The sequence below is a fragment of the Polynucleobacter sp. genome, assembly GCF_040400325.1.
Lineage (GTDB): Bacteria > Pseudomonadota > Gammaproteobacteria > Burkholderiales > Burkholderiaceae > Polynucleobacter.
The window spans coordinates 26,137-48,356 of sequence record NZ_JBBAQK010000006.1 but is presented as its reverse complement, the minus strand read 5'-3'; the positions used below and the strand labels follow the sequence as shown (position 1 = coordinate 48,356).

29 protein-coding genes are annotated in these 22,220 nt (G+C 41.7%); 16 read left to right on the top strand and 13 right to left on the bottom strand.

Annotated features, from left to right (window positions below):
• From ABWP14_RS06260 to ABWP14_RS06250, 3 genes are all read left to right on the top strand, one after another.
• A complete protein-coding gene (locus tag ABWP14_RS06260) occupies positions 1 to 588 on the top strand; it encodes a YqiA/YcfP family alpha/beta fold hydrolase (protein ID WP_353202114.1) in 588 nt (195 codons plus the stop codon).
• Positions 589 to 669: 81 nt separating this feature from the next.
• Complete coding sequence (locus ABWP14_RS06255) at positions 670 to 1,251, top strand: HNH endonuclease (protein WP_502930150.1); 582 nt, start codon at positions 670 to 672, stop codon at positions 1,249 to 1,251.
• A gap of 26 nt (positions 1,252 to 1,277) precedes the next feature.
• Entirely contained in the window at positions 1,278 to 2,243 is a 966-nt protein-coding gene (locus ABWP14_RS06250; protein ID WP_353202113.1) for a DUF3108 domain-containing protein, read from the top strand.
• Here the strand turns inward: ABWP14_RS06250 and ABWP14_RS06245 are convergent.
• The 6 genes from ABWP14_RS06245 to mltG all read right to left on the bottom strand — a co-directional run bounded on the left by ABWP14_RS06245 (position 2,236) and on the right by mltG (position 7,221).
• On the bottom strand, positions 2,236 to 2,775 hold the full coding sequence (locus ABWP14_RS06245) for an ion channel (RefSeq protein WP_353202112.1): 540 nt from the start codon (positions 2,773 to 2,775) through the stop codon (positions 2,236 to 2,238). The two genes, ABWP14_RS06250 and ABWP14_RS06245, sit on opposite strands and share 8 nt — an antisense overlap.
• Before the next feature lie 77 nt (positions 2,776 to 2,852).
• Positions 2,853 to 3,494: an ankyrin repeat domain-containing protein gene (locus ABWP14_RS06240; protein ID WP_353202111.1), complete on the bottom strand. Its 642-nt coding sequence runs from the start codon at positions 3,492 to 3,494 to the stop codon at positions 2,853 to 2,855.
• A gap of 56 nt (positions 3,495 to 3,550) precedes the next feature.
• Positions 3,551 to 4,342: a TatD family hydrolase gene (locus ABWP14_RS06235; RefSeq protein ID WP_353202110.1), complete on the bottom strand. Its 792-nt coding sequence runs from the start codon at positions 4,340 to 4,342 to the stop codon at positions 3,551 to 3,553.
• Between the two features lie 6 nt (positions 4,343 to 4,348).
• Positions 4,349 to 5,497, bottom strand: coding sequence for a DNA polymerase III delta subunit-related protein (locus ABWP14_RS06230; protein ID WP_353202109.1), 1,149 nt, complete (start codon positions 5,495 to 5,497; stop codon positions 4,349 to 4,351).
• 3 nt (positions 5,498 to 5,500) lie between these two features.
• The gene (tmk, locus tag ABWP14_RS06225) at positions 5,501 to 6,136 is read right to left on the bottom strand and encodes a dTMP kinase (protein ID WP_353202108.1); all 636 of its coding nucleotides are present in this window, start codon (positions 6,134 to 6,136) and stop codon (positions 5,501 to 5,503) included.
• A gap of 8 nt (positions 6,137 to 6,144) precedes the next feature.
• Positions 6,145 to 7,221 (bottom strand): endolytic transglycosylase MltG, encoded by a 1,077-nt coding sequence (gene mltG / locus ABWP14_RS06220; RefSeq protein WP_353202107.1) that lies wholly within the window; start codon positions 7,219 to 7,221, stop codon positions 6,145 to 6,147.
• A gap of 20 nt (positions 7,222 to 7,241) precedes the next feature.
• Between mltG and ygfZ the strand changes: the two genes are divergently transcribed.
• Both ygfZ and ABWP14_RS06210 read left to right on the top strand, forming a co-directional pair.
• On the top strand, positions 7,242 to 8,243 hold the full coding sequence (gene ygfZ, locus ABWP14_RS06215) for a CAF17-like 4Fe-4S cluster assembly/insertion protein YgfZ (protein WP_353202106.1): 1,002 nt from the start codon (positions 7,242 to 7,244) through the stop codon (positions 8,241 to 8,243).
• 6 nt (positions 8,244 to 8,249) lie between these two features.
• Positions 8,250 to 9,107 (top strand): NRDE family protein, encoded by an 858-nt coding sequence (locus ABWP14_RS06210; RefSeq protein ID WP_353202105.1) that lies wholly within the window; start codon positions 8,250 to 8,252, stop codon positions 9,105 to 9,107.
• Between the two features lies 1 nt (position 9,108).
• Here ABWP14_RS06210 and ABWP14_RS06205 read toward each other — a convergent pair whose 3' ends face one another.
• Positions 9,109 to 9,591, bottom strand: coding sequence for a PaaI family thioesterase (locus tag ABWP14_RS06205; RefSeq protein ID WP_353202104.1), 483 nt, complete (start codon positions 9,589 to 9,591; stop codon positions 9,109 to 9,111).
• A 56-nt stretch (positions 9,592 to 9,647) separates the two neighbouring features.
• Here ABWP14_RS06205 and ABWP14_RS06200 point away from each other — a divergent pair, with 56 nt between their 5' ends.
• The 5 genes from ABWP14_RS06200 (at position 9,648) to ABWP14_RS06180 (ending at position 13,271) form a co-directional block, all read left to right on the top strand.
• Positions 9,648 to 11,114 (top strand): protein adenylyltransferase SelO, encoded by a 1,467-nt coding sequence (locus ABWP14_RS06200; RefSeq protein ID WP_353202103.1) that lies wholly within the window; start codon positions 9,648 to 9,650, stop codon positions 11,112 to 11,114.
• A 29-nt stretch (positions 11,115 to 11,143) separates the two neighbouring features.
• A complete protein-coding gene (gene msrB, locus ABWP14_RS06195; RefSeq protein ID WP_353202102.1) occupies positions 11,144 to 11,554 on the top strand; it encodes a peptide-methionine (R)-S-oxide reductase MsrB in 411 nt (136 codons plus the stop codon).
• Positions 11,555 to 11,580: 26 nt separating this feature from the next.
• Complete coding sequence (locus tag ABWP14_RS06190) at positions 11,581 to 12,129, top strand: septation protein A (RefSeq protein WP_353202101.1); 549 nt, start codon at positions 11,581 to 11,583, stop codon at positions 12,127 to 12,129.
• Positions 12,126 to 12,410 (top strand): BolA family protein, encoded by a 285-nt coding sequence (locus tag ABWP14_RS06185; protein ID WP_353202100.1) that lies wholly within the window; start codon positions 12,126 to 12,128, stop codon positions 12,408 to 12,410. The genes ABWP14_RS06190 and ABWP14_RS06185 overlap by 4 nt, the downstream gene beginning before the upstream one ends.
• A gap of 66 nt (positions 12,411 to 12,476) precedes the next feature.
• Entirely contained in the window at positions 12,477 to 13,271 is a 795-nt protein-coding gene (locus ABWP14_RS06180) for a peptidylprolyl isomerase (RefSeq protein WP_353202099.1), read from the top strand.
• 10 nt (positions 13,272 to 13,281) lie between these two features.
• Here ABWP14_RS06180 and ABWP14_RS06175 read toward each other — a convergent pair whose 3' ends face one another.
• The 4 genes from ABWP14_RS06175 to ABWP14_RS06160 all read right to left on the bottom strand — a co-directional run bounded on the left by ABWP14_RS06175 (position 13,282) and on the right by ABWP14_RS06160 (position 16,994).
• Positions 13,282 to 14,439, bottom strand: coding sequence for an MFS transporter (locus ABWP14_RS06175; RefSeq protein ID WP_353202098.1), 1,158 nt, complete (start codon positions 14,437 to 14,439; stop codon positions 13,282 to 13,284).
• Between the two features lie 14 nt (positions 14,440 to 14,453).
• Positions 14,454 to 15,569 (bottom strand): chorismate synthase, encoded by a 1,116-nt coding sequence (aroC, locus tag ABWP14_RS06170; RefSeq protein ID WP_353202097.1) that lies wholly within the window; start codon positions 15,567 to 15,569, stop codon positions 14,454 to 14,456.
• Positions 15,570 to 15,612: 43 nt separating this feature from the next.
• Positions 15,613 to 16,068: a CBS domain-containing protein gene (locus tag ABWP14_RS06165; RefSeq protein WP_353202096.1), complete on the bottom strand. Its 456-nt coding sequence runs from the start codon at positions 16,066 to 16,068 to the stop codon at positions 15,613 to 15,615.
• A gap of 77 nt (positions 16,069 to 16,145) precedes the next feature.
• Positions 16,146 to 16,994, bottom strand: coding sequence for a YihY family inner membrane protein (locus ABWP14_RS06160; protein ID WP_353202095.1), 849 nt, complete (start codon positions 16,992 to 16,994; stop codon positions 16,146 to 16,148).
• Positions 16,995 to 17,016: 22 nt separating this feature from the next.
• Between ABWP14_RS06160 and wrbA the strand changes: the two genes are divergently transcribed.
• From wrbA to ppk2, 6 genes are all read left to right on the top strand, one after another.
• Positions 17,017 to 17,619, top strand: coding sequence for an NAD(P)H:quinone oxidoreductase (wrbA, locus tag ABWP14_RS06155; protein ID WP_353202094.1), 603 nt, complete (start codon positions 17,017 to 17,019; stop codon positions 17,617 to 17,619).
• A 9-nt stretch (positions 17,620 to 17,628) separates the two neighbouring features.
• Complete coding sequence (locus tag ABWP14_RS06150; protein WP_353202093.1) at positions 17,629 to 18,015, top strand: DUF2069 domain-containing protein; 387 nt, start codon at positions 17,629 to 17,631, stop codon at positions 18,013 to 18,015.
• Positions 18,012 to 19,430, top strand: coding sequence for an FAD-binding oxidoreductase (locus ABWP14_RS06145; protein WP_353202092.1), 1,419 nt, complete (start codon positions 18,012 to 18,014; stop codon positions 19,428 to 19,430). Before ABWP14_RS06150 ends, ABWP14_RS06145 begins: the two co-directional genes overlap by 4 nt.
• Before the next feature lie 90 nt (positions 19,431 to 19,520).
• The gene (locus tag ABWP14_RS06140) at positions 19,521 to 19,709 is read left to right on the top strand and encodes a hypothetical protein (RefSeq protein ID WP_028819478.1); all 189 of its coding nucleotides are present in this window, start codon (positions 19,521 to 19,523) and stop codon (positions 19,707 to 19,709) included.
• A 300-nt stretch (positions 19,710 to 20,009) separates the two neighbouring features.
• Entirely contained in the window at positions 20,010 to 20,264 is a 255-nt protein-coding gene (locus ABWP14_RS06135) for a serine/threonine protein kinase (protein WP_353202091.1), read from the top strand.
• Between the two features lie 7 nt (positions 20,265 to 20,271).
• Entirely contained in the window at positions 20,272 to 21,054 is a 783-nt protein-coding gene (gene ppk2 / locus ABWP14_RS06130; RefSeq protein ID WP_353202090.1) for a polyphosphate kinase 2, read from the top strand.
• Positions 21,055 to 21,061: 7 nt separating this feature from the next.
• Here the strand turns inward: ppk2 and ABWP14_RS06125 are convergent, their stop codons facing one another.
• Positions 21,062 to 21,955: an alpha/beta fold hydrolase gene (locus ABWP14_RS06125; protein WP_353202089.1), complete on the bottom strand. Its 894-nt coding sequence runs from the start codon at positions 21,953 to 21,955 to the stop codon at positions 21,062 to 21,064.
• 6 nt (positions 21,956 to 21,961) lie between these two features.
• Positions 21,962 to 22,219 carry an EF-hand domain-containing protein gene (locus ABWP14_RS06120; RefSeq protein WP_353202088.1) on the bottom strand — a complete coding sequence of 86 codons (258 nt, stop codon included), beginning with the start codon at positions 22,217 to 22,219 and terminating at the stop codon, positions 21,962 to 21,964.
• Position 22,220 lies beyond the last annotated feature (1 nt).

Genomic DNA, 22,220 nt, shown 5'->3' with positions numbered 1-22,220 from the left:
ATGCCATCAACCTTACTAGTCTATTTACACGGATTTCGGTCTTCTCCGAGATCTAGTAAGGCTCACAAGACTGGTGATGCCGTGAGGGCGTTATCTAACAAAGAAAATCCTATTGAGTGGTACTGTCCACAACTATTTGCATCCCCAAAGCAAAGCATGGATATGGTCTCAAATTATATTGATCAGTCTGGAGCCGATAGTATTGTGATTATTGGATCTTCTTTGGGTGGTTTTTATGCTAATTATTTAGCTGAGAGATATGCTTGCAAGGCCGTCGCTCTAAACCCCGCGGTAAGGGCTGCTCGAGAATTGGCGCCACATGTTGGAATGCTCACCACATACGATAATGATGAGCCCTTTGATTTTCGTCCTGAATACATTGATGAGTTAAAAGCACTTCAGGTTGAGAAAATTACCAGTCCTGAGCGATATTTTTTGATTGCTGCCAAAGGTGATGAGCATCTAGACTGGAAAGAGATGGTTGAGTTTTATGAAGGTGCTAATCAATTGGTTCTAGAGGGGAGTGATCATGGTATTGCTGACTATGGAAATTACCTATATAAGGTCTTAGAATTTATATCTAAATAGGCAATTGATTGACGAGCATATCTTCTGTAAGATTATATAAACGATTGAGGCCCCTTATGGCCGATCTAGAAAGGAGAGATTGTGCTGAGTATATTAAAACTAGACGCCGGTGGAATTCCGCAGGGTTGGGTTAATGCCGAAGAGGCGACCAAGCACTATGCGGATAATAGCGTTCTATGGACATTAGGTGATCCTATTTTCAGGATGCGTGGTGGTATTTCAAGAATGAGCGGCCAACAATCCATTATTGACCTTCATTCAATTATTGCCATCAATGGCAGCTCTAAAATCAATCTCTTTGATGTAGTTCCAGCGATCACTAAACATAAACTGTTTAAACGTGATCGTGGACTTTGTGCTTATTGTGGCGATGCTATTCATGAAAGTCAGGCTGAAGCTGAGCATATTATTCCTAATAGTCGTGGTGGCAAATACAACTGGATGAATTTAGTCATTTCTTGTAGACCTTGTAATCAACGTAAAGGTAATCGAACACCAGAAATCGCTGGAATGGGTTTGCTTTATACGCCATATCAACCTAGCCTCTATGAAGATATGATTTTAAAGGGTCGAAATATTTTGGCTGATCAAATGGATTTTTTATCAGCAAATCTGCCAAAAAATAGCCGTTTACTTGATCACTCTTTCTGTTCTCAAAGTTGACGCAGTCTAAATTAAATATTCCCCATATGAAATCCATATGGGTGGTGATAGCTGCCTTGACCCTATCTTTATTGGGCCACCTTATTCTTTATTTTGGAATTCCTTTTTTATCTTTTTCCTCGGGCACAGAGATTCCAGAAGATCTGATTATTAAAACTGAACTTCGAGTTGAGCCCCCAAAGAAGATTCAAACATCTAAGACGCCACAAAAAAGTCCTTCCCAAGCCAATCAGAATCAATCTTCAGTGGAGGATCCAAATGCTCATACTCCAGGCGGTCTAACTGCTGGCGCTGATCTAGGAGGGGGTGCAGATCAAAAGGGCGCTCCCTTTAGGTTGCCCCAATCAGCAATTATTTACTATGACTCTTTTCTGGATGGGCAACAGTTTCAAGCTGGTCAAATTGACTGGGAGGTCGTTGGCAATAGTTATCGTCTATATATTAATATTCCCTACGCCTTTGTTGGTCCTTTTGTATTTGAATCACGAGGTACTGTTGACGCTTACGGGATTGCCCCCTCAATCTATTGGTCCCAAAGAGGAACCCGAAATCCAAGATATTCACGTTTTGATAGAAATGAAAAAGGAGGAGGGCAGATGTATTTCTCTGAAAAACCTGAATTCACTCCTGAAATTATTCCTGGTACCCAAGACCGCTTTAGTTTAATGTTTCAGTTAGCCTCCTTGCTGAACGGGGATAACAAAATAGATGAGGCAGGGAGCATACGTTCCATACCTGTAGTTGACTACAACACCCTAGAAATGTGGCAATTCAAGAGTTATGGGGAAGCCATTACAGAGGATGTACCTAACCTTGGAAAGACGACCATTAGACATTACGCATTGATGCAACGAGAAAGTAATCCCTATAAACGTCAAGTTGATATTTGGCTCGCAAAGGATTTGGAATGGTTGCCAGGTCGCATCAGATCTCAAGAATCCAACGGAAGAGTTTTAGAGCTGGTATTTAAGCAAAAAGCCTCAATTAACTAAAGCTTGAGTTACCGCTCGTAGTCCGACTCTTGTCAATTAAGGAACTCAACATATTAAATAGGGCAGCACCTGACATTGAGGCCGCAAAGATACCTGTAAATGCAATAATGATGGGCAAGATACGCCAATTCTTTTCTAATTGATACGATCCGAATCCAACAGTTGTATACATCTCTCCAGCAAAATAAAATGCTTCAGGATTGCTGGTAAAGATTTTTAATGCAATCAGTGCATAAGTCCACATGAGGATGTCAGCAAAATGCCCAAGGATTACCAAAAGAATAGAAATGAAATATGAAATGACGGCAGCTATACGGAATGCATGTAAAAAATCCTTTGTCATATGCCGTTTATTGCTAAGCCATTCAATTAACTTATGGAAGCAAAGTACCACCAACATAATGTACATTCCATGGAATACCAGCATGCCACTTGCAAAAGCAATAATCCAATAGTATTGCGTATTTCCAATGTCATCATTCAACTGACTAACTAGCTGATGTAGGGTGGGTAGATAGCTAAAGACTTCCATGTAAGTTTCAATAGCTATAATAAAAGAATAACTTCTTATTTGACATAATATTGATTATACGCAATAAGTAACAATGGTTAATTGGATTTAACCACGTTAACAGGTCCCTTATAGGCTTGTTTATATAGCTTTAACCATCTAGATCTGAGCCCTTCACTAATGGCTGGCTTGTTGTATATGTCCGCAATGTCAATTGCACTGAAACCTGCTTCATTACGCAATTGAAGATTAGAGCCTTTGTCCAATAAGAGTTTGACAAGATATTCATTACCAGACTGGACTGCCATCATCAATGGTGTTGTACCACCAAGACTTAATGAGTCAACTATTGCGCCATTAGCCAGTAAAAACTGTGCAACATTCAAATGCCCCTTAGCGCAAGCGTAATGAAGCGGAGTCCAACTAATATGATCCAACTGTGCCCGATTTTTTAATACTAAGGTCTGCACTAGAGGCAGGTCACCATTAATTGAAGCCATCATTAAAGGGGTTTCACCATTTTTATCTGATAAGTCCACATCCATACCTTTTGCACTTAAAAGGACCTCAATAACTGCATAAGAACGATCTCTTACGGCTAAAACCAACATAGGATTGCCATTACTATCAACGGTATTAGGATTGATTCCCTGACTGAGAAGCGATTTAACTTCTTTCACATCATTAAATTTAGCTGCTTTTGCGAAATCTAAAATTTGAGCATCAGACTGTGCTGACACGTTTGTAATATGCAATAGCACAAACAATAAGGGAATTAAATATTTAACATTACTATTCAAGATAAGGCTCTATCTATATGGAAACATTGAAAAAAATTGTTTGAAGTGTGATCGGCGAACTTTTCTACAGGGATATTTTTCAAATCGGCAATATATTCCCCTACTTTAGCCACCCAGGCAGGCTCGTTGGTCTTGCCTCGATAAGGAATTGGGGCCAAATAGGGTGAATCTGTCTCAATCATCATTCGATCTATTGGCACCCTTTTACATGTCTCTTGTAGATCTTTGGCACTTTTAAAAGTCACAATTCCAGAAAATGAGATATAAAAACCCATATCCATGGCAGCCTTGGCGACTTCGTAACTCTCTGTAAAGCAGTGCATGACTCCACCAATTTGATCTGCGCCCTCCTCTTTGAGGATGCGGATAGTGTCTACAGAGGCAGAACGAGTGTGGACGATCAGAGGCTTTCTGGATGCTATTGCAGCACGAATATGAATTCTAAAACGCTCTCTTTGCCATTCGAGAGAATCATAGCTTCGATCCGCCATTCTGAAATAGTCAAGGCCGGTTTCTCCAATTGCTACTATCTTTGGATATTTAGCCGCAGTTTCTACTAAAAATTTGAGGCTCGGTTCAGGTGTGTCTTCATAGTCGGGATGAACGCCAACGGATGCGTATAGATGGGGGTGGTCTTGCGCAAGCTTCAATACATTTGGAAAATCGAGCAAATCTACCGATACGCAAAGCGCGTGATCTACCTGAGCAGCTTTCATATTCGCCAAAATCTCGGGAAGGCGCTTCTGAAATTCTGGAAAATCGAGATGGCAATGGGAGTCTATAAACATGACTGCCTATTTTACTTCTGAACCCTCAAAAACTTGTTGGTACAGAGAAAGTAAAGCCTCAAGTTGCACCCTAGTTGCTAAAGGGTGATTTTCATGACGACGATATTGAACGAGAGATTTCCAAAACTGCAATAACTTTGGAATTCGTACATGTTGGGCAAGTGACTCGAAGGCTTCCAAATGCTTTGGATAGTATCTTGGAACACCGCCTTGAGTAACCGCCTGCAGGTCAGATGTCCAGCGCTGCATCGTTGCAAGAAGCACTGAAAATTGTGCTTTATGAATTTTCTCAGCTGCCTCAAGCCATTGAATAAGAGCTCCTAGTGACATAGATTGGAGCAAAATTCTGGATGCTTGAATAGAAATAGTTAGCTCATCTTTATCATCTTGATTGTGACGGGCCACCAATGACTCTAATACAGCGTAAGGTGCCCCACCCTGTTCGTCATAAATAGATTCAATATCAGAGGCATTAAATTTAGCCCCAGATATATTTTTAAGCTGAGATTGAAGCCACTCGATACCTATGGACCTATCAGGTCTAGACGCCGCAAGGAGTCGACAACGAGAGCGAATAGTGGGGATCACACGATCTAAGCGATCGGCAAGCAAAATGAATATTGTATTAGGAGGAGGCTCTTCAAGTGATTTCAGTAAAGTATTTGCAGAGTCATGTCTCAAAGACTCTAATGGATAAATCAGGATGACACGATTTCCACCTCGATGTGATCCTATTGCAAGGGATTCAATAGCTTTACGGATTTCTTCAATCGCAATATTTTTCTTTTCCTTTTTTTCGCCTGAATCTCCATCACCATCATCAAACGTAAGCTTACTTTTTTTAACAGCCTCGTCACTTTCATAGAGAGCATGGGGTAATAATTTACGATGAGTCTCGGGAACAAGTGCAATAAAGTCTGGGTGATTTGCACTATCAAACCAATGGCAAGCCTCACATTGATGACAAGGCTTAGGCGCATCAAGCCCCTCACAGAGTAATGTTTTGGCTAGTTCCACAGCAAATTGAAATTTACCAATGCCTGCCTGCCCATATATTAAGACTGCACTTGGAAAGTTTTGCAGATCTAGGCTTTCCCTTAAAGGGTTAAGCCATGGCGCGGTTTGATTTTTCTCGGAATGGAAAAGTTGATTCATCTATCAGTTAATTCTTAAGTCTTTTAGGCCATTCCAAATTGATTCTTGTGTTTGTGTGGCATCAACCAAATGAAAACGTTTTGGATCTTCTTTTGCACGGCGCAGGTATTCTTGTCGAACACGTTCAAAAAACTCAAGATCCATTTTTTCAAACTTATCTGGCGCCCGTACCTTTGACCTTCGTGCTTCAGCAACAGAGCCTGGTAAATCAAACAATATGGTGAGATTAGGTTGTAAAAGAGCACCATTTTCCCGTCCCTGTACCCATAACTCCAATTCATTGAGCTTGATAAGGCTTAAGCCACGTCCTCCACCTTGATATGCAAAGCTTGCATCGGTAAAACGATCTGAGATCACAATTTTTCCCGCTTTTAGAGCTGGTTCAATCACTTGTGCAAGGTGTTCGCGGCGTGCAGCAAACATTAATAAAGCCTCGGTCTCCAAATTCATTGGGGACTCAAGCAATAGATTTCTCAGTTGCTCACCCAAGAAAGTTCCACCTGGCTCTCTCGTCATGATTACCTCTTGATGAGGATAGCAGTCCTGTAAGAGTTTACCGAATGCATCAATGTGAGTGCTTTTACCCGCACCATCTATGCCTTCAAAACTTATAAAGTAACCAGGAAATATCGTGCTCATGCAATTATCTACTTAATTTGATTCGCTTTAGAAGTGGATTTTCGTTGGTAACGATCAACCGCATTCTCATGCTCATTTAAGGTAGTTGAAAAATGACTGCTGCCATCACCCTTTGCAACAAAATACAGCGCATTACTTTTTTCAGGGTGCGCTGAAGCAATTATTGATTCACGGCTTGGCATGGCAATTGGTGTAGGTGGCAATCCTTTGTTCATATAGGTATTGTAAGGACTGTCTTTGCGAAGATCTGCTTTCCTTAAATTTCCATCAAATCGAGAGCCTATTCCATAAATCACGGTGGGATCAGTTTGAGGAGGCATCCCTTTTTGGATTCGATTAATTAAGACGGCTGCAATTTTTCCTCGATCCGATGATCTTCCTGTCTCCTTTTCAACAATTGACGCCAGAATAAGTAATTCGTAAGGGGATTTCAGTGGTAATTTAAGGTCTTTTTGCCCCCATTCTTGATTTAGCGTTTTTTGCATTGCCTGGGATGCACGTTGATAAATATTAATGTCTATGTCTTCAGGATCAAAAATATACGTATCAGGCATAAAAAGACCCTCTAAGCCGGGATGGCTCAAATTTAAGGTTTGCAGAAGTTCTTTTGAGCTCATCCCTTTAGTTTGATGAGTTAATTCCGGATGCGAGTCAACGATATCTCGTAACTGCCAAATAGTCATTCCAGGAATAATCGCAATACTTTCTTTCACACGATCACCCCGAGCAATCTGTAGAAGAATCTTTCCAAGACTTGCTTCAGTTTGCAGAAGATAGGTTCCTGGTTTTAGCTTTGACCCGACAAAAATAGCTCGCGCACCTATCTGAAAGAAAAGCGGGTTCGAACGAAGTCCCTGCTCTTGGGCCTGCTCAGCAATACTAGCCAAGCTTGATTGTGGCTTGATCTTTATTTTATATAGGGGGACATCTGTAATATTCGCATTCTTTGGAACTACTGGTAACAGGAAGATAGAGGCATAAAGCAAGCAAATAAGAGCAGTTAAACCGAGCAGATAGCTCTGAAATCTAGGAAATTTGGATTTTTTACGGACGAATAGATTTCTATTCTGAATTTTTCTGCTCATCAGGCTATGATAAAAGGATGATGACTATCCCCCCCAAAAATAACCCTACACTTAGTAAGATCGGTTTATCAGGCCTCGCCTCACTTTCTGAATGGGGCTTGATATTGATTGAAGGGCCCGATGCCAAATCATTCTTACAAAACCAACTTACCAATACGGTAATGGGCCTAGAACCAACTTCACCACCTCAGCTTGCCCAAACTCCATCAGCTGTAAGACTTGTTGGCTATTGCAATTCTAAGGGTCGCTTATTAGCAAGCGGATGGCTCGCTTCTTATCGATCTTCTATTACGGATGATCTCATTTTTGCTTTATTTTTATCTAAAGATATCGCTGCCCATCTAGCAAAAAGACTGTCTATGTATGTCTTGCGCTCAAAGGTAACGGTTAAGGATGTATCCAGTGAATGGTTTATTTCAGGTTATTACAGCAACATTCAACAAACTGATGAGCTTAATCTAAGAGCAGAAGATTTTGGACTTTGTCTTCCTGGGGTTTTGCTTGATGGGCAGTCTTATTCGCGTACTCTCATAGCACACCATTCATCGCAATCTGTAAGCAAACGCAATGAGAATGCCCTAACGCAATGGAATAGCCTGGAAGTGCTTAGCGCTATACCGAGAATTGTATTGGCTACGCAAGAGAAATTTGTACCGCAAATGATTAATTTTGAGTCTGTTGCAGGAGTGGATTTTAAAAAGGGTTGCTATCCTGGCCAAGAAATTGTAGCTCGTAGTCAGTATCGCGGAGCAATTAAACGCCGCTTACAGTTAGCTTATCTTGATGGTAGCTATGGTGTTGACCTCTGCGTGCCTGGAGTTGAACTTTATCAAGGGGGTGACCCCACGCAGCCAGCTGGAATGGTTGTTTTGTCAGCCCCAAACCCTCAAATTACCAATCGGGTTGATTTTCAGATCGAATGTAAGTTAGAGGCGCTGGAATCTGGAAAAATACACCTTGGCGGTATTGATGGACCTGTGTTAAAAATAGATTCATTGCCCTACTCCCTTTTAGAAATTTAATCGGTTATGTGTCTTATTCTTTTTGCTTGGAAATCACATCCTGACTATCCCTTGGTAGTAGCGGCTAATCGTGATGAATTTTATGAGCGTGACACAGAGGCTATTAGCTGGTGGCCTGAACACCCTCATGTTTTAGCTGGCCGTGATCGTGCTGATGTATTGGGAAGTCCAGGAACATGGCTCGGATTTACTAAAACTGGTCGTTTTGCTGCTCTGACTAATGTAAGGGCGCCAAGTGAAAAGAATCCCGATGCACGAACTCGCGGTGAACTTTCACTCCTGTATCTCACAAATACTGAACGTCCAAATGAATTTATTCAAAGCAATGTAAAACGCTTTCAACAGTACAACGGCTTTAATTTACTGATGGCAGATTTAAGTGACCCAGAAAATGCTGAGATGCATTGGGTTAGTAATCGCATGATCATGGGCCAAAATATTCGACCACGCAAAGTATTCCCTGAGCAAGCATTAACTCCAGGAGTATATGGATTGTCTAATGCAATGTTAGATACCCCATGGCCAAAAGTGAATCATCGTGTCGCTGCCTTTGCCCAAACCTTGGCAATGGATCAGGGTCTATTAAAAAATGCAGACCACTATTTAAAGCTTTTGGCTGATACCCATGTAGCTAATGATCATGAGCTACCAAATACTGGTGTCAGTCGAGATTGGGAAAAAGCGCTTTCACCAGCATTTATTAGAACGCCCTCTTATGGCACACGTTCAAGTACCGTTTTAAGAATTCGAAAAGATGGTCATTTTGAAATGGTTGAGAGACGCTTTGATGCATCAGGAACAGTAGGTCATGATGTCGTAACTGGAGCGCTCAGCAAAGCCCCAGGCTCAAATCTGTCTGTCTGACCTAAACTGAACGCTGATCGTCATTAATTTCCCTTGCCCCACCTGCATCCCGAGTAGCTAGGCGTTTAATATATTTAAATGTACCAGTAGCCATACAGCAAACTTCACCTTGATCGTTATATAACTTAGCTTCACAAAATGCCATCGTTGCAGTGTGACGAACAGTATCGGCTTTAACACGAAGAACCCCATTAGCTGCCTGCATAAAATTATTTTTTAGCTCAATAGTGACTACGCTTCGATCTGCTGGGTCACCAGACCTGGCAGCAACCGCCATTGCGACATCCATTAAGGTTAGCAATACTCCACCATGTGCTACTTCCCAAGTATTGGTGTGTTCTGGCTTGAGAGCCAGTAGGATTTCACCTTTTCCCATTTCTGCGCTGAGGAATCGGACACCTAACAGCTTCAGAAACGGAACATTGAGTTCTTCACCTAAATTAGCAAGCTGAGTTTGAGGGTTATTTTGTACTTGTTTATTCATAAGGTAATTTTAGAGGGTTAAACAGAGTTTGGGAATTCGACCTAGAATAGTCCCTTATGGCCTTCACCCTCACTGGCATAGATGCTTGCCATAACACATTACCTACCCCCATACCCGATCCCTATTGGGTTGCTTTTTCGCCATCTTCTGCAGGGCTAGTGAATATCAATTTAAACGCGTCAAATCTACCAGCAGATCCTGCTTGGTTAAGTTTATTGGCGGGCAATCAACTACTGACTAAGCAACATGATTTTTCTAGCCCTAAAGCAACCGCATATAGTGGTCATCAATTTGGTGTATGGGCTGGTCAACTTGGGGATGGTAGAGCGATCCTTTTAGGTGATATTGCTGGACAAGAATTACAGCTCAAGGGGGCTGGTAAAACTCATTACTCCAGAATGGGGGATGGTCGAGCTGTTTTGCGCTCTTCCATCAGAGAGTTTTTGTGTAGCGAAGCGATGCATGGCTTAGGAATTCCCACTACCCGGGCACTTTCGGTGGTTGGATCCAAACTTCCGGTGTTGAGAGAGGAAATGGAGACGGCTGCTGTATGTGCTCGCCTTGCACCTAGCTTTATTCGCATTGGACATTTTGAACACTTTAGCTCCTTGAGAAGTATTGCTCGACTCAAGGAGTTGGCCGACCTTCTGATAGCGGATCATTATCCGCACTGTCAATCTGCGCAAGAGCCCTATTTGGAGTTATTTAAAAATATCTTGGAACGCAATGCAAAGTTGGTAGCGCGATGGCAAGCTGTTGGCTTTTGTCATGGGGTTCTTAATAGTGACAATATCAGCGTATTGGGTTTGACAATTGACTATGGCCCGTTTGGCTTTTTAGATTACTTTCAAATTGATCACATCTGCAACCATAGCGACCATGGAGGTCGTTATGCCTACCATCGCCAACCTCAGATCATGCATTGGAATATGGCCTGCCTAGCTAGCGCACTCCTCCCCCTTCTAGAATTAAAGCACTCTGAAAATAACGCTCAGACAATGCTTCGTAATGCTCTTGAAGAGTTTCCTTTGATATATACAGATTCATGGCAGAAATTATTTAGAGCAAAATTGGGACTTCAAGCAATAGTTGAGGGGGATATTTTGTTAGTAGAGAGGCTTTTGCAAGCGATGCATGACTCAAAAGTAGATTTCACCTCCTTTTTTAGAGGATTGAATAGCATCAGTTCACAAACGTCAGTAAAAGATATTTCAATGAGAGACGATTTTGTCGATCGCGAGATAATTGATGAATGGTTTAAAGACTATCTAGAGCGCATTAAGATGGAAACTATTAACGATATTGAGCGGTCCTCTCTAATGAAGCAAGCTAATCCAAAGTTTGTACTGCGTAATCATTTGGCTCAAAAGGCAATTGAAATGGCTCAACAAGACGATTTTTCAGAAATACAAAGATTAATGGCTATTCTTGCTACACCATTTGATGACCAACCCCAATATGAAGATTATTCAAAACCACCTCCTCCTGATGAAAATCATATTGAGGTAAGCTGTTCCTCTTAATAAATGGTCATACTTTTAAGATTTCCTTTATGAAAAAAACGAATCAAGAATACAAAGAAGTTTTAAGTGACATAGAGTATCGAGTTACACGTGAGGCCGCAACCGAAAGGCCTTTCACCGGAAAATACTGGGATCATTGGGATCAAGGCCGCTATAAATGTGTATGTTGTGGAACGCCACTTTTTCTATCGGGAACAAAATTTGATGCGGGTTGTGGATGGCCGAGCTATAACGCACCCGAGCAAGAATCAGCCATTAAGGAAGTTAAAGACGGATCCCATGGGATGATTCGGACCGAGGTGCTTTGTACGAATTGCGATGCTCATTTAGGTCACGTCTTTGATGATGGCCCTGCCCCAACTGGTCTTCGCTACTGTATTAACTCTGCTTCACTCAGTTTTGAGCCCAGCGAAAATGCCGCATTCAATCCAAAAGACTAAAAATCAAATAGCTGCATAATCTCATTATGAAATTTCTTTTTGACCTCTTCCCCATTATTTTATTTTTTATCGCCTTTAAGTTTGCCGATATCTATACCGCTACGATTGTGGCAATGGTCGCCACCATAGGTCAGATTCTTTGGGTTTACTACCGTCACCGTAAAATTGATACCATGCAATGGGTCAGCCTAGTAATGATCTTAGTCTTTGGTAGTTTGACTATTTTTCTGCATGATAAAACATTTATCCAGCTTAAGCCTACCGCCCTATATTGGCTTTTTTCTGCTGTTCTATTTATCAGCTCCGAATTTTTTAAGAAAAATTGGATTGAGGTTTTAATGGGAAAACAAGTGAGTTTAAAGGCCCAAAATGCTCGCTCTGTATGGTCGACATTAAATCGCGCTTGGGCAGCTTTTTTCTTCCTGATGGGTGCTCTCAATTTATATGTTGCCTTTGAATTTTCTGAGGAAACCTGGGTTAATTTTAAGCTTTTTGGAAGCACTGGATTGCTCATTGCATTTGTCATTATTCAGGGTGTTTGGTTAAGTCGCCATATGGAAAATCCTGAGTCATGAATATCAATCAAAAAAGAATCGTGCTTTTTGAGGCAGATCTTAAAAAATCATTTGATTTAAAACATCTTCTTATTGAAGATGAGAGTCACCTTCATGCTGGTCATGCAGGAGCGGCTACTGGTGGCGGCCACTTCAAAGTAACCATAGTGGCCCCTGAATTCACAGGTCAAAATCTAGTGGCACGTCATAGAGCAATTTACAAAGCCTTAAATGAGCATATACCAAGGGAAATTCATGCACTCACAATTTCCGCCCTCACCCCAGAAGAGTTCTGGACCTAATAGTGCTTTAATATAGAGCGCTTACCTTATTGTTCAACAAATTTATCTATTAATACACCAAATCCAATGTTAAAAACCCATCATCTTATTTCTATTAGTATTTTCAGTGCCTGCCTATTCTCTTCCACTGCTTTTTCTCAAAATGCAGCCATTGTGAATGGTAAGTCCATCCCCAAATCCCAATTAGATAAATTGGTGCAAAAGTCGAATCAGCCTGATACCCCACAACTTCGAGATCAAGCCAGAGAGATGTTAGTGACTCGTGAGTTAATTTTGCAAGAGGCAGATAAACGCGGCTTAATTCAAAAAGAATCCGTTCGAGACCAGTTGGAGCAATCTCGCATGGGTGTATTAGTGGCGGCTGTATTTGAAGATTTTGTTGAAAAGGAAGGCGTAGCAGAATCTGAGTTAAAGGCAGCATATGAATCTGTTAAAACGCAATATACTGGCAAGGAATATCACGTAGAGCATATTTTGGTCGAGAAAGAATCGGATGCCAAAGCAATTATTACTAAGATAAAAGGTGGCGCTAATTTTGAAGAGATTGCTAAGGCAAAATCAAAAGATCCTGGCTCTGCACCCAATGGTGGTGATTTAGGATGGGTATCTGATAAAGCCCTAGTCCCAGAATTTTCAAAGGCTATGGTGCAACTTAAAAATTCTCAGATCACAGACAAACCTGTGAAATCTCAATTTGGATGGCACATTATCAAAATGCTTGATGTTAGAGAAGTTAAGGCTCCAAGCATGGATGAGATCAAGGATCAATTAAAGCAAATGATCGTTTCTGATGAGAATTGGCAAAAAGCGAAGTTTGCTGAAATGACTCAAAAGTTACGCGCTAAGGCAAAGATCCAGTAATAATTGAAATCTACCTAGCGGGATGTTGCTGCGGTCGTAGTTTATGAATCGCCATTCCCGCTAATCCACAAGCAAAAGCGGATACCACAAAGACGTCTCTTGGTTGAGCGCTCTCCCAGATCCATCCTGCAAATAAGCCTCCTAGAGTGCCCCCTAGGCCATATGAAACGGTTGCCATTAAAGCTTGTCCGCGAGCCTGAAGCGGCCCAGTAAACCAGCGCTGTAAAAGCTTAGTTGCCGCGCTATGATGAGCTGCAAACGTTCCTGCATGCATTATCTGCGCAATGATTAATACAGATGTAATGGGCAAGAAAGCCATCAGCACAAACCGAATAATCCCAATCCCAAAGGATGCTTGTAAAACAACTTCTGGGTCGAGCCTGCTAAGTACTTTACTTTGGTAGTAAAAGAATACTACTTCAGCAAAAACACCCAAGGCCCAAAATAATCCAATTTGGAATTTGTTATAGCCAAGATCAGCCAGATAAAGGGAATAGAAAACATAGAGGGCTGCGTGGGCAAATTGCATAAAAAAACCAGATAATAAAAACCAACGTACATCTGGGTTTAGCAACACAACCCAAAACTCCCCTTTCACCATCTTATGACGTTCTAGCTTAGGTTCGTACATTAAGAACGTTATTGCAGCTAATGCAATCAAAATAACACTACCAACAAGTGGGTATAGTTCAATACTGTTGCGCTGAAATAATTCACCTGCAAAAAGTACCATCACGATGAAACCAATTGAACCCCAAAGCCGTAAACGACCATAGCGTTTATCAAAGGAATTGTCCTTAAATAAAGCATGGACGGTAGCTGACTCACCAAGAGGCATTAGACTACTGAGGATGGTGTGTAAGATAAACATCCAAATAAAGAAGCTGATGTAGCTATGTAAAAAATAAATAGCAGAAAATGTTAATGCCCCAAGGCAAGCACAAAAACGAATGATGCCAATTCGATTAGAGAGGTAGTCTGAGAGCCATCCCCAAAAAAATGGCCCAATAATGCGTGTGACTTGCAGCATCGACATTAAGATTGCAATCTCGATAACCGTAAACCCGCGATCTAAAAAAAATAAGCTGGCAAAAGGTGACACCAGACCAATATAGGCGAAGTACAAAAAGAAAAAGGACCCGAAGGCCCAGCGAACCAGTGGTGTCATTTCATTGCTCTAGGCTAATCCAATTGAGAGCCTGGACGTGCAGAAGGTATAGGCGGCACAGAAAGTGACACATCGCCACATTGTGCGCGGTGCCGCAAGGCATGATCTATTAAGACCAAAGCAAGCATCGCTTCAGCTATTGGGGTCGCTCTAATGCCAACGCAAGGATCATGTCGACCCTTAGTTTGGAGAGTAACCGGCTTACCAGTAATATCAATAGACTGTTTCGGGCTGTGAATGCTAGAAGTAGGCTTAATCGCTATTGAAACCCGTAGATCTTGACCACTACTAATTCCACCTAGCGTACCGCCTGAATTATTGGTAGCAAAACCATCGGGATAAAGTTCATCGCCATGTTCGCTACCAAGCTGCGTAACAGATCTGAAGCCTGAGCCGATTTCAACACCCTTCACAGCATTAATTCCCATCATCGCATGTGCAATATCAGCATCAAACTTGTCGAATAATGGTTCACCAAGACCGATAGGAACATTGCGTGCGCGTACTTCAATCTTTGCCCCACAAGAATCTCCGGATTTACGTAATTGATCCATATAAGATTCCAGCTGAGGGATAATTTCAGCATTCGCTGCAAAAAATGCATTTTGATTTATTTGCCCAGCATCTTTAAAAGGTATTTCAAGATGTCCTAACCGGCTCATATATCCATAGAACTCGGTGCCATACTGAAGTTTTAACCACTTTTTAGCAATAGCTGCTGCAGCAACTACTGGTGCAGTTAAGCGAGCAGAGGAACGACCCCCACCTCGTGGATCACGTAGACCATATTTATGATGGTATGCATAGTCTGCATGACCAGGTCTAAAGGTGTGCAAGATGTCGCCGTAATCTTGACTTCGATGGTCAGTATTACGGATCAGTAATGCAATCGGCGTTCCTGTAGTCTTGCCTTCAAATACACCAGAGAGTATCTCAACCTTGTCCTCTTCCTTGCGCTGGGTAACATGGCGTGAAGTTCCAGGTTTACGACGATCGAGGTCAACCTGCAGATCTTGCTCCGAAAGTAGCATACCCGGAGGGCAGCCATCAACCACAGCCCCTATCGCAGGACCATGTGACTCACCAAAAGTGGTAACAGTAAAAAGGAGGCCTAAAGTATTCCCAGACATACCGACATTATGTCATTTGTCAGAATTTTCGGGCTAGATCTTCTTAATTGACACTTTTTTCAGTATCTTCTGGCCAATCCCGAATGTAGGCCTTTAACATAGTGTTTTCAAAGTCTTGAGCCTCAACGACAGACTTAGCCACATCATAAAAAGAGATAACACCCATCAGTATTTTTTGATCTATCACAGGAAGGTAGCGAGCATGATCTACTAACATCATGCGGCGCACTTCATCAATCTCTGTTTCCATATTACAGGTCAGTGGCTTTGAATTCATGACTGATTGGACTTGAAGTCCATCTAACTTTCCATGATGTTTTGATAATGCAGAAATAACTTCTCGAAATGTCAAAATGCCAACTAATTTGTCATACACCATTACAACTAAAGAACCAATATCGTGTTCGCTCATTACCAATACTGCTGTCTGCAATGCAGTATCAGGGGCTACGGTAAATAAGGTGCTGCCCTTCACTCGTAATATGTCACGAACTTTCATCTATTCTCCGAAACAATGATTTTATAGATTCAATATATTCCTAAGGCCGCCTTGAATCAAGAGTAAACAGCCTGCTTTTAGTAACGAATAATCCTAACAACTCCCTTGCGAACTTCCGGAAGATTAGAGACCAAAACTGCTCCTGCAAGCGTAATCCACCAGGTTAGATAAATCCAAATCAGTGCAAGTGGAAAAATGGCAAATGCTCCATAAACAGTCTTATAAAAGGCTATATGGGTAAGGAAAATAGCAAATCCAAACTTCATCAATTCAAAGGTAATGGCAGCAAAAAAAGCGCCGGAGATAGCGTCCATCCATAAGATCTTAGAATACGGAAGAATCTTATAAACAACGGTATACACAATGATGGCTAATAATATTGGTGTAACAGTTGCGATAACCCGAAAACCCATTGAAATAGATTTGATCCAACCTTCAGAGGCGCTAAACAAAGTACCACTCAAGTAGATCCCAAGGCCAAGTAGGATGGGTCCTAAAATAGTTGTTGCACCATAGATAAAAATCTTCTTATAGATCGGTCGTTTTTCGTGAACTTTAAATATTTGATTGAAAGCGCCCTCTATAACAACTAAAGTCATGATCGTAGTAATGACTAGACCAAATAAACCAATATAGGTTAATCCTCGCGCCTTGGTTGAGAATTGATTTAGATAAACGAGTATTTGTTGATTAAATCCACCAGGCATATAAGTGTCTAATAACCAGTAGCGAAAGGTATTTTTAATTTGAATCACACTTGGCAAATAACCAATTAATATGGTGGCGAGCGTTAGCATAGGCACCAAAGCTAAGGTGGTAGTAAAAGCCAGACTTGCAGCAATTTGCTTTAGATTTTGACCCCGATTGCGGTCCCAGATCTCTTTGGCAAAAGAGAGCCATAATTGGGGGTTACGAATAAGGCGCATCGCCGTATCATAAGAGAAGAATATGAGTCAACACGATATTTTAGTTTTGTACTACTCCCGGCATGGTGCTACTAGGGATTTAGCTCGCCTAATTGCTGAGGGGATCGAATCAGTTCCTGGCGTTAATGCACGCCTAAGAACTGTGCCACCCGTTTCATCAGTTTGCGAAGCCACCGAGGCACCTGTCCCAAGCGAGGGTTCGCCATATGTTGAATATGCTGACTTGCAGCAATGTATCGGCCTAGCACTGGGATCTCCCACACGTTTTGGCAATATGGCAGCTCCTATGAAATATTTTTGGGATGGTAGCGCCTCCGAGTGGATGAACGGCGCCTTAATTGGAAAGCCTGCCTGTGTTTTTACTAGTACAGGAAGCATGCATGGTGGGCAGGAGAGTACCTTACTCACCATGATGATTCCCCTGCTTCATCATGGTATGGTGATCTTAGGTCTTCCATATAGCGAGCCTGAGTTAATGACAACTTCTACTGGCGGAAGTCCATACGGAGTTACCCATCTTTCTCATGCGGATGGGAGTGCGCCCATTAGCGTAATGGAACAGCGTTTAGCCAAGGCACAAGGTAAGCGCTTGGCACAAATTGCATTGCGCCTCATCCCAGCATAAAAGATCTATATGTTTACAAAGCTTCTAGAAAAAAATCCTTATCAATTGATAGCTACCGCTGCATTCGTTGGGCTATTTATTCTGTGTGTTTGTTGGGAGTGGTTTATCTCCCCATTACGTCCCGGTGGCTCTTGGTTGATTTTGAAAGGTATACCTCTACTATTCGCCATACCAGGTTTATGGAAGGGTAATGTCTATACAATGCAATGGGCATCGATGTTAATTCTGCTCTACGTTACCGAAGGTTTAGTGCGAATTTTAGAAACCGGCGCCAACTTTTGGATGGCGCTACTCGAAACTATTCTGGCAACTACTGGATTTATTGTTTTGTTGATGTATCTCAAGCCTATCAAACAAGAAGCAAAAGCGAAAAAGAAATTACAGGGGCAAAAATGAATCAGGACTTTCTCATTCAAGTAGGCACTATCTTAGATTTAAAATATGTTCTGACAGAAGATGCAGATAAGGCTCCTTACCTCACTGATTGGCGTAATCGCTTTACTGGTAGGGCTTTAGCCGTTCTGCTACCCTCGACCTCCGCAGAGGTTGCTGCCATAGTAAAGCTCTGTGCCGGTACTAAAACGGCTATCGTGCCTCAAGGAGGGAATACTGGTTTATGTGGTGGCGCTACGCCTGATCAGAGTGGCAAGCAAGTCATTCTTAGTTTGAAGCGCATGAAACAAATACGTGAAATCGACGTAGCTAATCAAACAATCAGTTTAGAGGCCGGATGTATTTTGCAGACCATTCAGGAAAAAGCTGCTGAACAAGGCTTCTTATTTCCGCTTAGTCTTGGGGCTGAAGGCAGTTGCATGATTGGGGGAAATCTGGCGACTAATGCAGGTGGAACGAACGTACTTCGCTATGGAAGTACCCGAGACTTATGTCTTGGCTTGGAGGTTGTTACAGCCAATGGGGAAATATGGAATGGCATGAAGGGTCTGCGTAAAGATAATACTGGTTATGACCTTCGAGACTTATATGTTGGCTCCGAAGGAACCTTGGGAATTATTACTGCTGCCGTAATGAAGTTGTACCCCTTACCGATCTCTCAGTGGACGACTTTAGTGGCCACCCAAGATATTAGCTCTACGATAGCTTTATTAAACTTATTTCAACAGCGGGCTACTTCACTTCTCACTGGTTTTGAAATGATGACTAAAGAATCTTTGACCCTCATCGATAAACATTTTCCACAGATGGCTAACCCATTAAAAGGAAGCCCTCCTTTTACGATTTTGATTGAGCTTTCTGATCATGAAAGTGAGGATCATGTTAAACAGCTTCTAGAAGCTATATTGGAGGAAGCTCTTGAATCTGAGCTGATTACTGATGCAGTCATTGCAAGCAATCTGAGTCAAGCTAATAGCTTTTGGCATATGCGCGAACATATCACCCTTGCTCAAGCGCAAGAAGATGCTAATTTGAAACATGACATCACCATCCCCCTTTCTTCGCTCAGTCGCTTTATTAGCGAAACCGATGCTCTCATCAAGGCAAAGTACCCAGGGGTCCGAATTATCAATTTTGGTCATTTAGGGGATGGCAACCTCCATTACAACGTTGCCCCGCCAGAAGGCGCAGATTTCATAGCCTTTAATGCCGCTAATGAGAAACCAGTTCATGAGCTCATTTATGGCCAGGTAGAGCTCTGTAATGGGTCAATTTCAGCAGAACATGGGGTTGGACAACTCAAGATTGAAGAATTGAGGGCTCATAAAGGAGAGGTAGCCCATGAGCTAATGAAAAGTATCAAAAAGGCTCTAGATCCTCAAAATATCCTAAATCCACATAAAGTCCTCTCTATTTAAGGGGTAAACAGCAAATATTTATAGATTTTTTGAAATTCTTGTCATCTCAGCCTAATTCAGGTGCGTTGTATGCTCATGGAGGCGACAAATATGTCAACAAGATTAAAACGTTGGGCCCGCGCAATTCAGCAAATTGATCTATCAAAGCAGGTAGACCCTGAAGTAGCGATTGGCTATTTAGACAGTAAGTACCGCGATATTGCTTGGCGTTACATTCGTATTTTAGGCTTTGAGCGCACTATTAGCTTCATGGCTAGCAATAACTTCCACCCAGAATAAGCTTTCAATATTCTTCTCAAATAGCTGATTTATATATGTATTTTAGTTTATCTTGCTCTTGATATCTTGCTTGCTAACCATATATTAGTCAGTATTGAGAACCCCTCTAATTAAGTCTTTTGAATTAGCTCTAGCTATTTTCATTAAATATGATTCCCCCGAATTGGGATCAAAGAGGCGATAGTTGATGACAATTAATAAGCTACTGCAACTGTCACAATCACTTGAAACAGCTAAAAAGAAATCGTAGGATGAAAGGGTAATCCAAAAACATACCAAAATTTACTTTGTGGAGAAAAAATGAGTCAAAAGAAACTGGTCAAAGACTTAATGAAGACGTTAGACAAATTAGAATCAGATCGTGAAAAGCTCATTGATAAGCTATCTAAGGCGTTAGATAAATTAGATAAAAAGGCTAGCATCAAAAAGCCTCCTGCTAAGAAAGTAGTAGTAAAGAAAATGCCGGCCAAAAAAGTTGTCCAAAAAAGGACTGCAGTTAAGAAAACAGCAGTTAAAGTTAAGGTTTCAGCCCCGGCCCCAGTTGTAGCTACTTAATTGCTGAATGGGGAAAAGATTAAAATCTACCCTCCAAGTAGATGACTATGATGCTCAGATAAGGCTTTTGCAAATTGAGCTAGTAAAGCTTCAGCGGCAAATTATTTCTAGCCAAGCACGTTTATTAATCATTCTTGAGGGACGAGACACAGCTGGAAAAGATGGCACTATTAAAAATATCGTAGCTCACCTAAGTCCCCGTGAGACTCGTGTAGTAGCTCTTAGCAAACCTACTGAGCGTGAAGATGGAGAATGGTATTTTCAACGCTATGTAGCTGAACTACCCACTTCCGGTGAAATCGTTATTTTTAACCGTAGTTGGTATAACCGCGCTGGTGTTGAAAAGGTTATGGGTTTTTGTACTGATGTCCAATATCAGCAGTTTATGGATACAGTCAATGAATTTGAAAGCTTAATTGTCGGTTCTGGGATACAGCTGATCAAATACTATTTAGATATTGATAAAGAAGAGCAAGCTGCTCGCCTGCAGTCTCGTAAAACAGACCCCCTAAAGCAATGGAAAATAAGCCCAATAGATGAGCAAGCACAGAAGAAGTGGAAGCAATACAGCTTAGCTCGAAATGCAATGCTCCAAAAAACAAGCTCAAAACTTGCCCCTTGGATAGTGATTGATGCCAACAATAAGAAGCTAACCCACTTAAATCTCATGAGGGATCTCTTATCAAGGATGGTTTATCCAGGCAAAGAAAAGAAGCTTTTACTGGTAAATCCAGAAGTGGTAATGCCCTGCCCGCCACTTGGAAAAAAAATGCCTAATTTAGCCCCGTAAATATTGCTTATTTGAAGAATGCGATCGCTTCGCTTATGAGCTCATCTGGTAATTCTTCCGGAATGTAATGGCCGCAAGCTACGGTTTTTCCAGAAACATTCTTGGCAACTTTCTGCCAATCCTCAAGCGGTTTAAAGCATTTATTTACCAACCCATGCTCACCCCATAAGACTCTTAAGGGCATTTCTAAACGTTTTCCTGCCTGACGGTCTTCTCGGTCATGAGCAAGATCAATGGTGGCCGCCGCACGATAGTCTTCACACATGGCATGCATACTTTGTGAATTACTAGCACCCTTCAAATACTCTGCCCAGTTTTCAGTAGAAAAAATACCCGTTCCAGCATGTCTACCCATATGATTTTTTAACCAAAACTCGGGGTTAGCCCCAATCAGAGTTTCCGGGATGGGTTCTGGCTGTATTAGGAAAAACCAGTGCCAATAGCCTTTAGCAAAATCCATGCTGGTGTTCTCATACATGGATAAGGTGGGAGAAATATCTAAAACCATCAAACGCAAAACGCTATCTGGAAAATCTGCTGCCAGTCGATGTGATACTCGACCTCCGCGATCATGCCCTAATAAGAAAAAATGAGGATGTCCAAGCGCTTTCATCAAGGCATGTTGATCTGCTGCCATAGATCTTTTGGAATAACTGGAATGATCACTCTTACAGTGTGGTTTAGAGGATTCTCCATACCCCCGTAGATCTGCTGCAATCACTGTGTAGTGTTTCGCCAAAGCAGTTGCGGTTTGATGCCATATTGCCTTGGTCTGCGGAAAACCATGTAATAAGAGTAAAGCAGGACCTTTACCACCAACTTGATAGGCAATTTCTATGGGGCCATCTTCAGATGCAATGACAATTTTCTGCTGTTCAAATCCAGGAAATACTACGGCCATAATGATCTATTTAGATGCCAGCGCCTGAATCTGAGCAACCGTGACATAGCTTTTATTGTCAGTATCGATATAGCTAAAATGGTCATAGACCCTTGGCATACAACCTTTTGCTTCTTGTTTAGTAAGCTTGCCATCACGGTTCTTATCGCAGCTTGCAAAACGATCAGCAATCTCTTTATTACGCACTGAATTATCTGCGTACACTAATGTGCATACAGATAATCCAAGTGCAAAATAGAGAAGACTCTTAAATAGTAATGACATA

Coding starts and splice junctions, on each gene's coding strand:
- ABWP14_RS06260 (WP_353202114.1), top strand. CDS start 1: ATGCCATCAACCTTACTAGTCTATTTACACGGATTTCGGTCTTCTCCG.
- ABWP14_RS06250 (WP_353202113.1), top strand. CDS start 1,278: ATGAAATCCATATGGGTGGTGATAGCTGCCTTGACCCTATCTTTATTG.
- ABWP14_RS06245 (WP_353202112.1), bottom strand. CDS start 2,775: ATGGAAGTCTTTAGCTATCTACCCACCCTACATCAGCTAGTTAGTCAG.
- ABWP14_RS06235 (WP_353202110.1), bottom strand. CDS start 4,342: ATGTTTATAGACTCCCATTGCCATCTCGATTTTCCAGAATTTCAGAAG.
- ABWP14_RS06230 (WP_353202109.1), bottom strand. CDS start 5,497: ATGAATCAACTTTTCCATTCCGAGAAAAATCAAACCGCGCCATGGCTT.
- tmk (WP_353202108.1), bottom strand. CDS start 6,136: ATGAGCACGATATTTCCTGGTTACTTTATAAGTTTTGAAGGCATAGAT.
- mltG (WP_353202107.1), bottom strand. CDS start 7,221: ATGAGCAGAAAAATTCAGAATAGAAATCTATTCGTCCGTAAAAAATCC.
- ygfZ (WP_353202106.1), top strand. CDS start 7,242: ATGACTATCCCCCCCAAAAATAACCCTACACTTAGTAAGATCGGTTTA.
- ABWP14_RS06210 (WP_353202105.1), top strand. CDS start 8,250: ATGTGTCTTATTCTTTTTGCTTGGAAATCACATCCTGACTATCCCTTG.
- ABWP14_RS06205 (WP_353202104.1), bottom strand. CDS start 9,591: ATGAATAAACAAGTACAAAATAACCCTCAAACTCAGCTTGCTAATTTA.
- ABWP14_RS06200 (WP_353202103.1), top strand. CDS start 9,648: ATGGCCTTCACCCTCACTGGCATAGATGCTTGCCATAACACATTACCT.
- msrB (WP_353202102.1), top strand. CDS start 11,144: ATGAAAAAAACGAATCAAGAATACAAAGAAGTTTTAAGTGACATAGAG.
- ABWP14_RS06190 (WP_353202101.1), top strand. CDS start 11,581: ATGAAATTTCTTTTTGACCTCTTCCCCATTATTTTATTTTTTATCGCC.
- ABWP14_RS06185 (WP_353202100.1), top strand. CDS start 12,126: ATGAATATCAATCAAAAAAGAATCGTGCTTTTTGAGGCAGATCTTAAA.
- ABWP14_RS06180 (WP_353202099.1), top strand. CDS start 12,477: ATGTTAAAAACCCATCATCTTATTTCTATTAGTATTTTCAGTGCCTGC.
- ABWP14_RS06175 (WP_353202098.1), bottom strand. CDS start 14,439: ATGACACCACTGGTTCGCTGGGCCTTCGGGTCCTTTTTCTTTTTGTAC.
- aroC (WP_353202097.1), bottom strand. CDS start 15,569: ATGTCTGGGAATACTTTAGGCCTCCTTTTTACTGTTACCACTTTTGGT.
- ABWP14_RS06165 (WP_353202096.1), bottom strand. CDS start 16,068: ATGAAAGTTCGTGACATATTACGAGTGAAGGGCAGCACCTTATTTACC.
- ABWP14_RS06160 (WP_353202095.1), bottom strand. CDS start 16,994: ATGCGCCTTATTCGTAACCCCCAATTATGGCTCTCTTTTGCCAAAGAG.
- wrbA (WP_353202094.1), top strand. CDS start 17,017: ATGAGTCAACACGATATTTTAGTTTTGTACTACTCCCGGCATGGTGCT.
- ABWP14_RS06150 (WP_353202093.1), top strand. CDS start 17,629: ATGTTTACAAAGCTTCTAGAAAAAAATCCTTATCAATTGATAGCTACC.
- ABWP14_RS06145 (WP_353202092.1), top strand. CDS start 18,012: ATGAATCAGGACTTTCTCATTCAAGTAGGCACTATCTTAGATTTAAAA.
- ABWP14_RS06140 (WP_028819478.1), top strand. CDS start 19,521: ATGTCAACAAGATTAAAACGTTGGGCCCGCGCAATTCAGCAAATTGAT.
- ABWP14_RS06135 (WP_353202091.1), top strand. CDS start 20,010: ATGAGTCAAAAGAAACTGGTCAAAGACTTAATGAAGACGTTAGACAAA.
- ppk2 (WP_353202090.1), top strand. CDS start 20,272: ATGGGGAAAAGATTAAAATCTACCCTCCAAGTAGATGACTATGATGCT.
- ABWP14_RS06125 (WP_353202089.1), bottom strand. CDS start 21,955: ATGGCCGTAGTATTTCCTGGATTTGAACAGCAGAAAATTGTCATTGCA.
- ABWP14_RS06120 (WP_353202088.1), bottom strand. CDS start 22,219: ATGTCATTACTATTTAAGAGTCTTCTCTATTTTGCACTTGGATTATCT.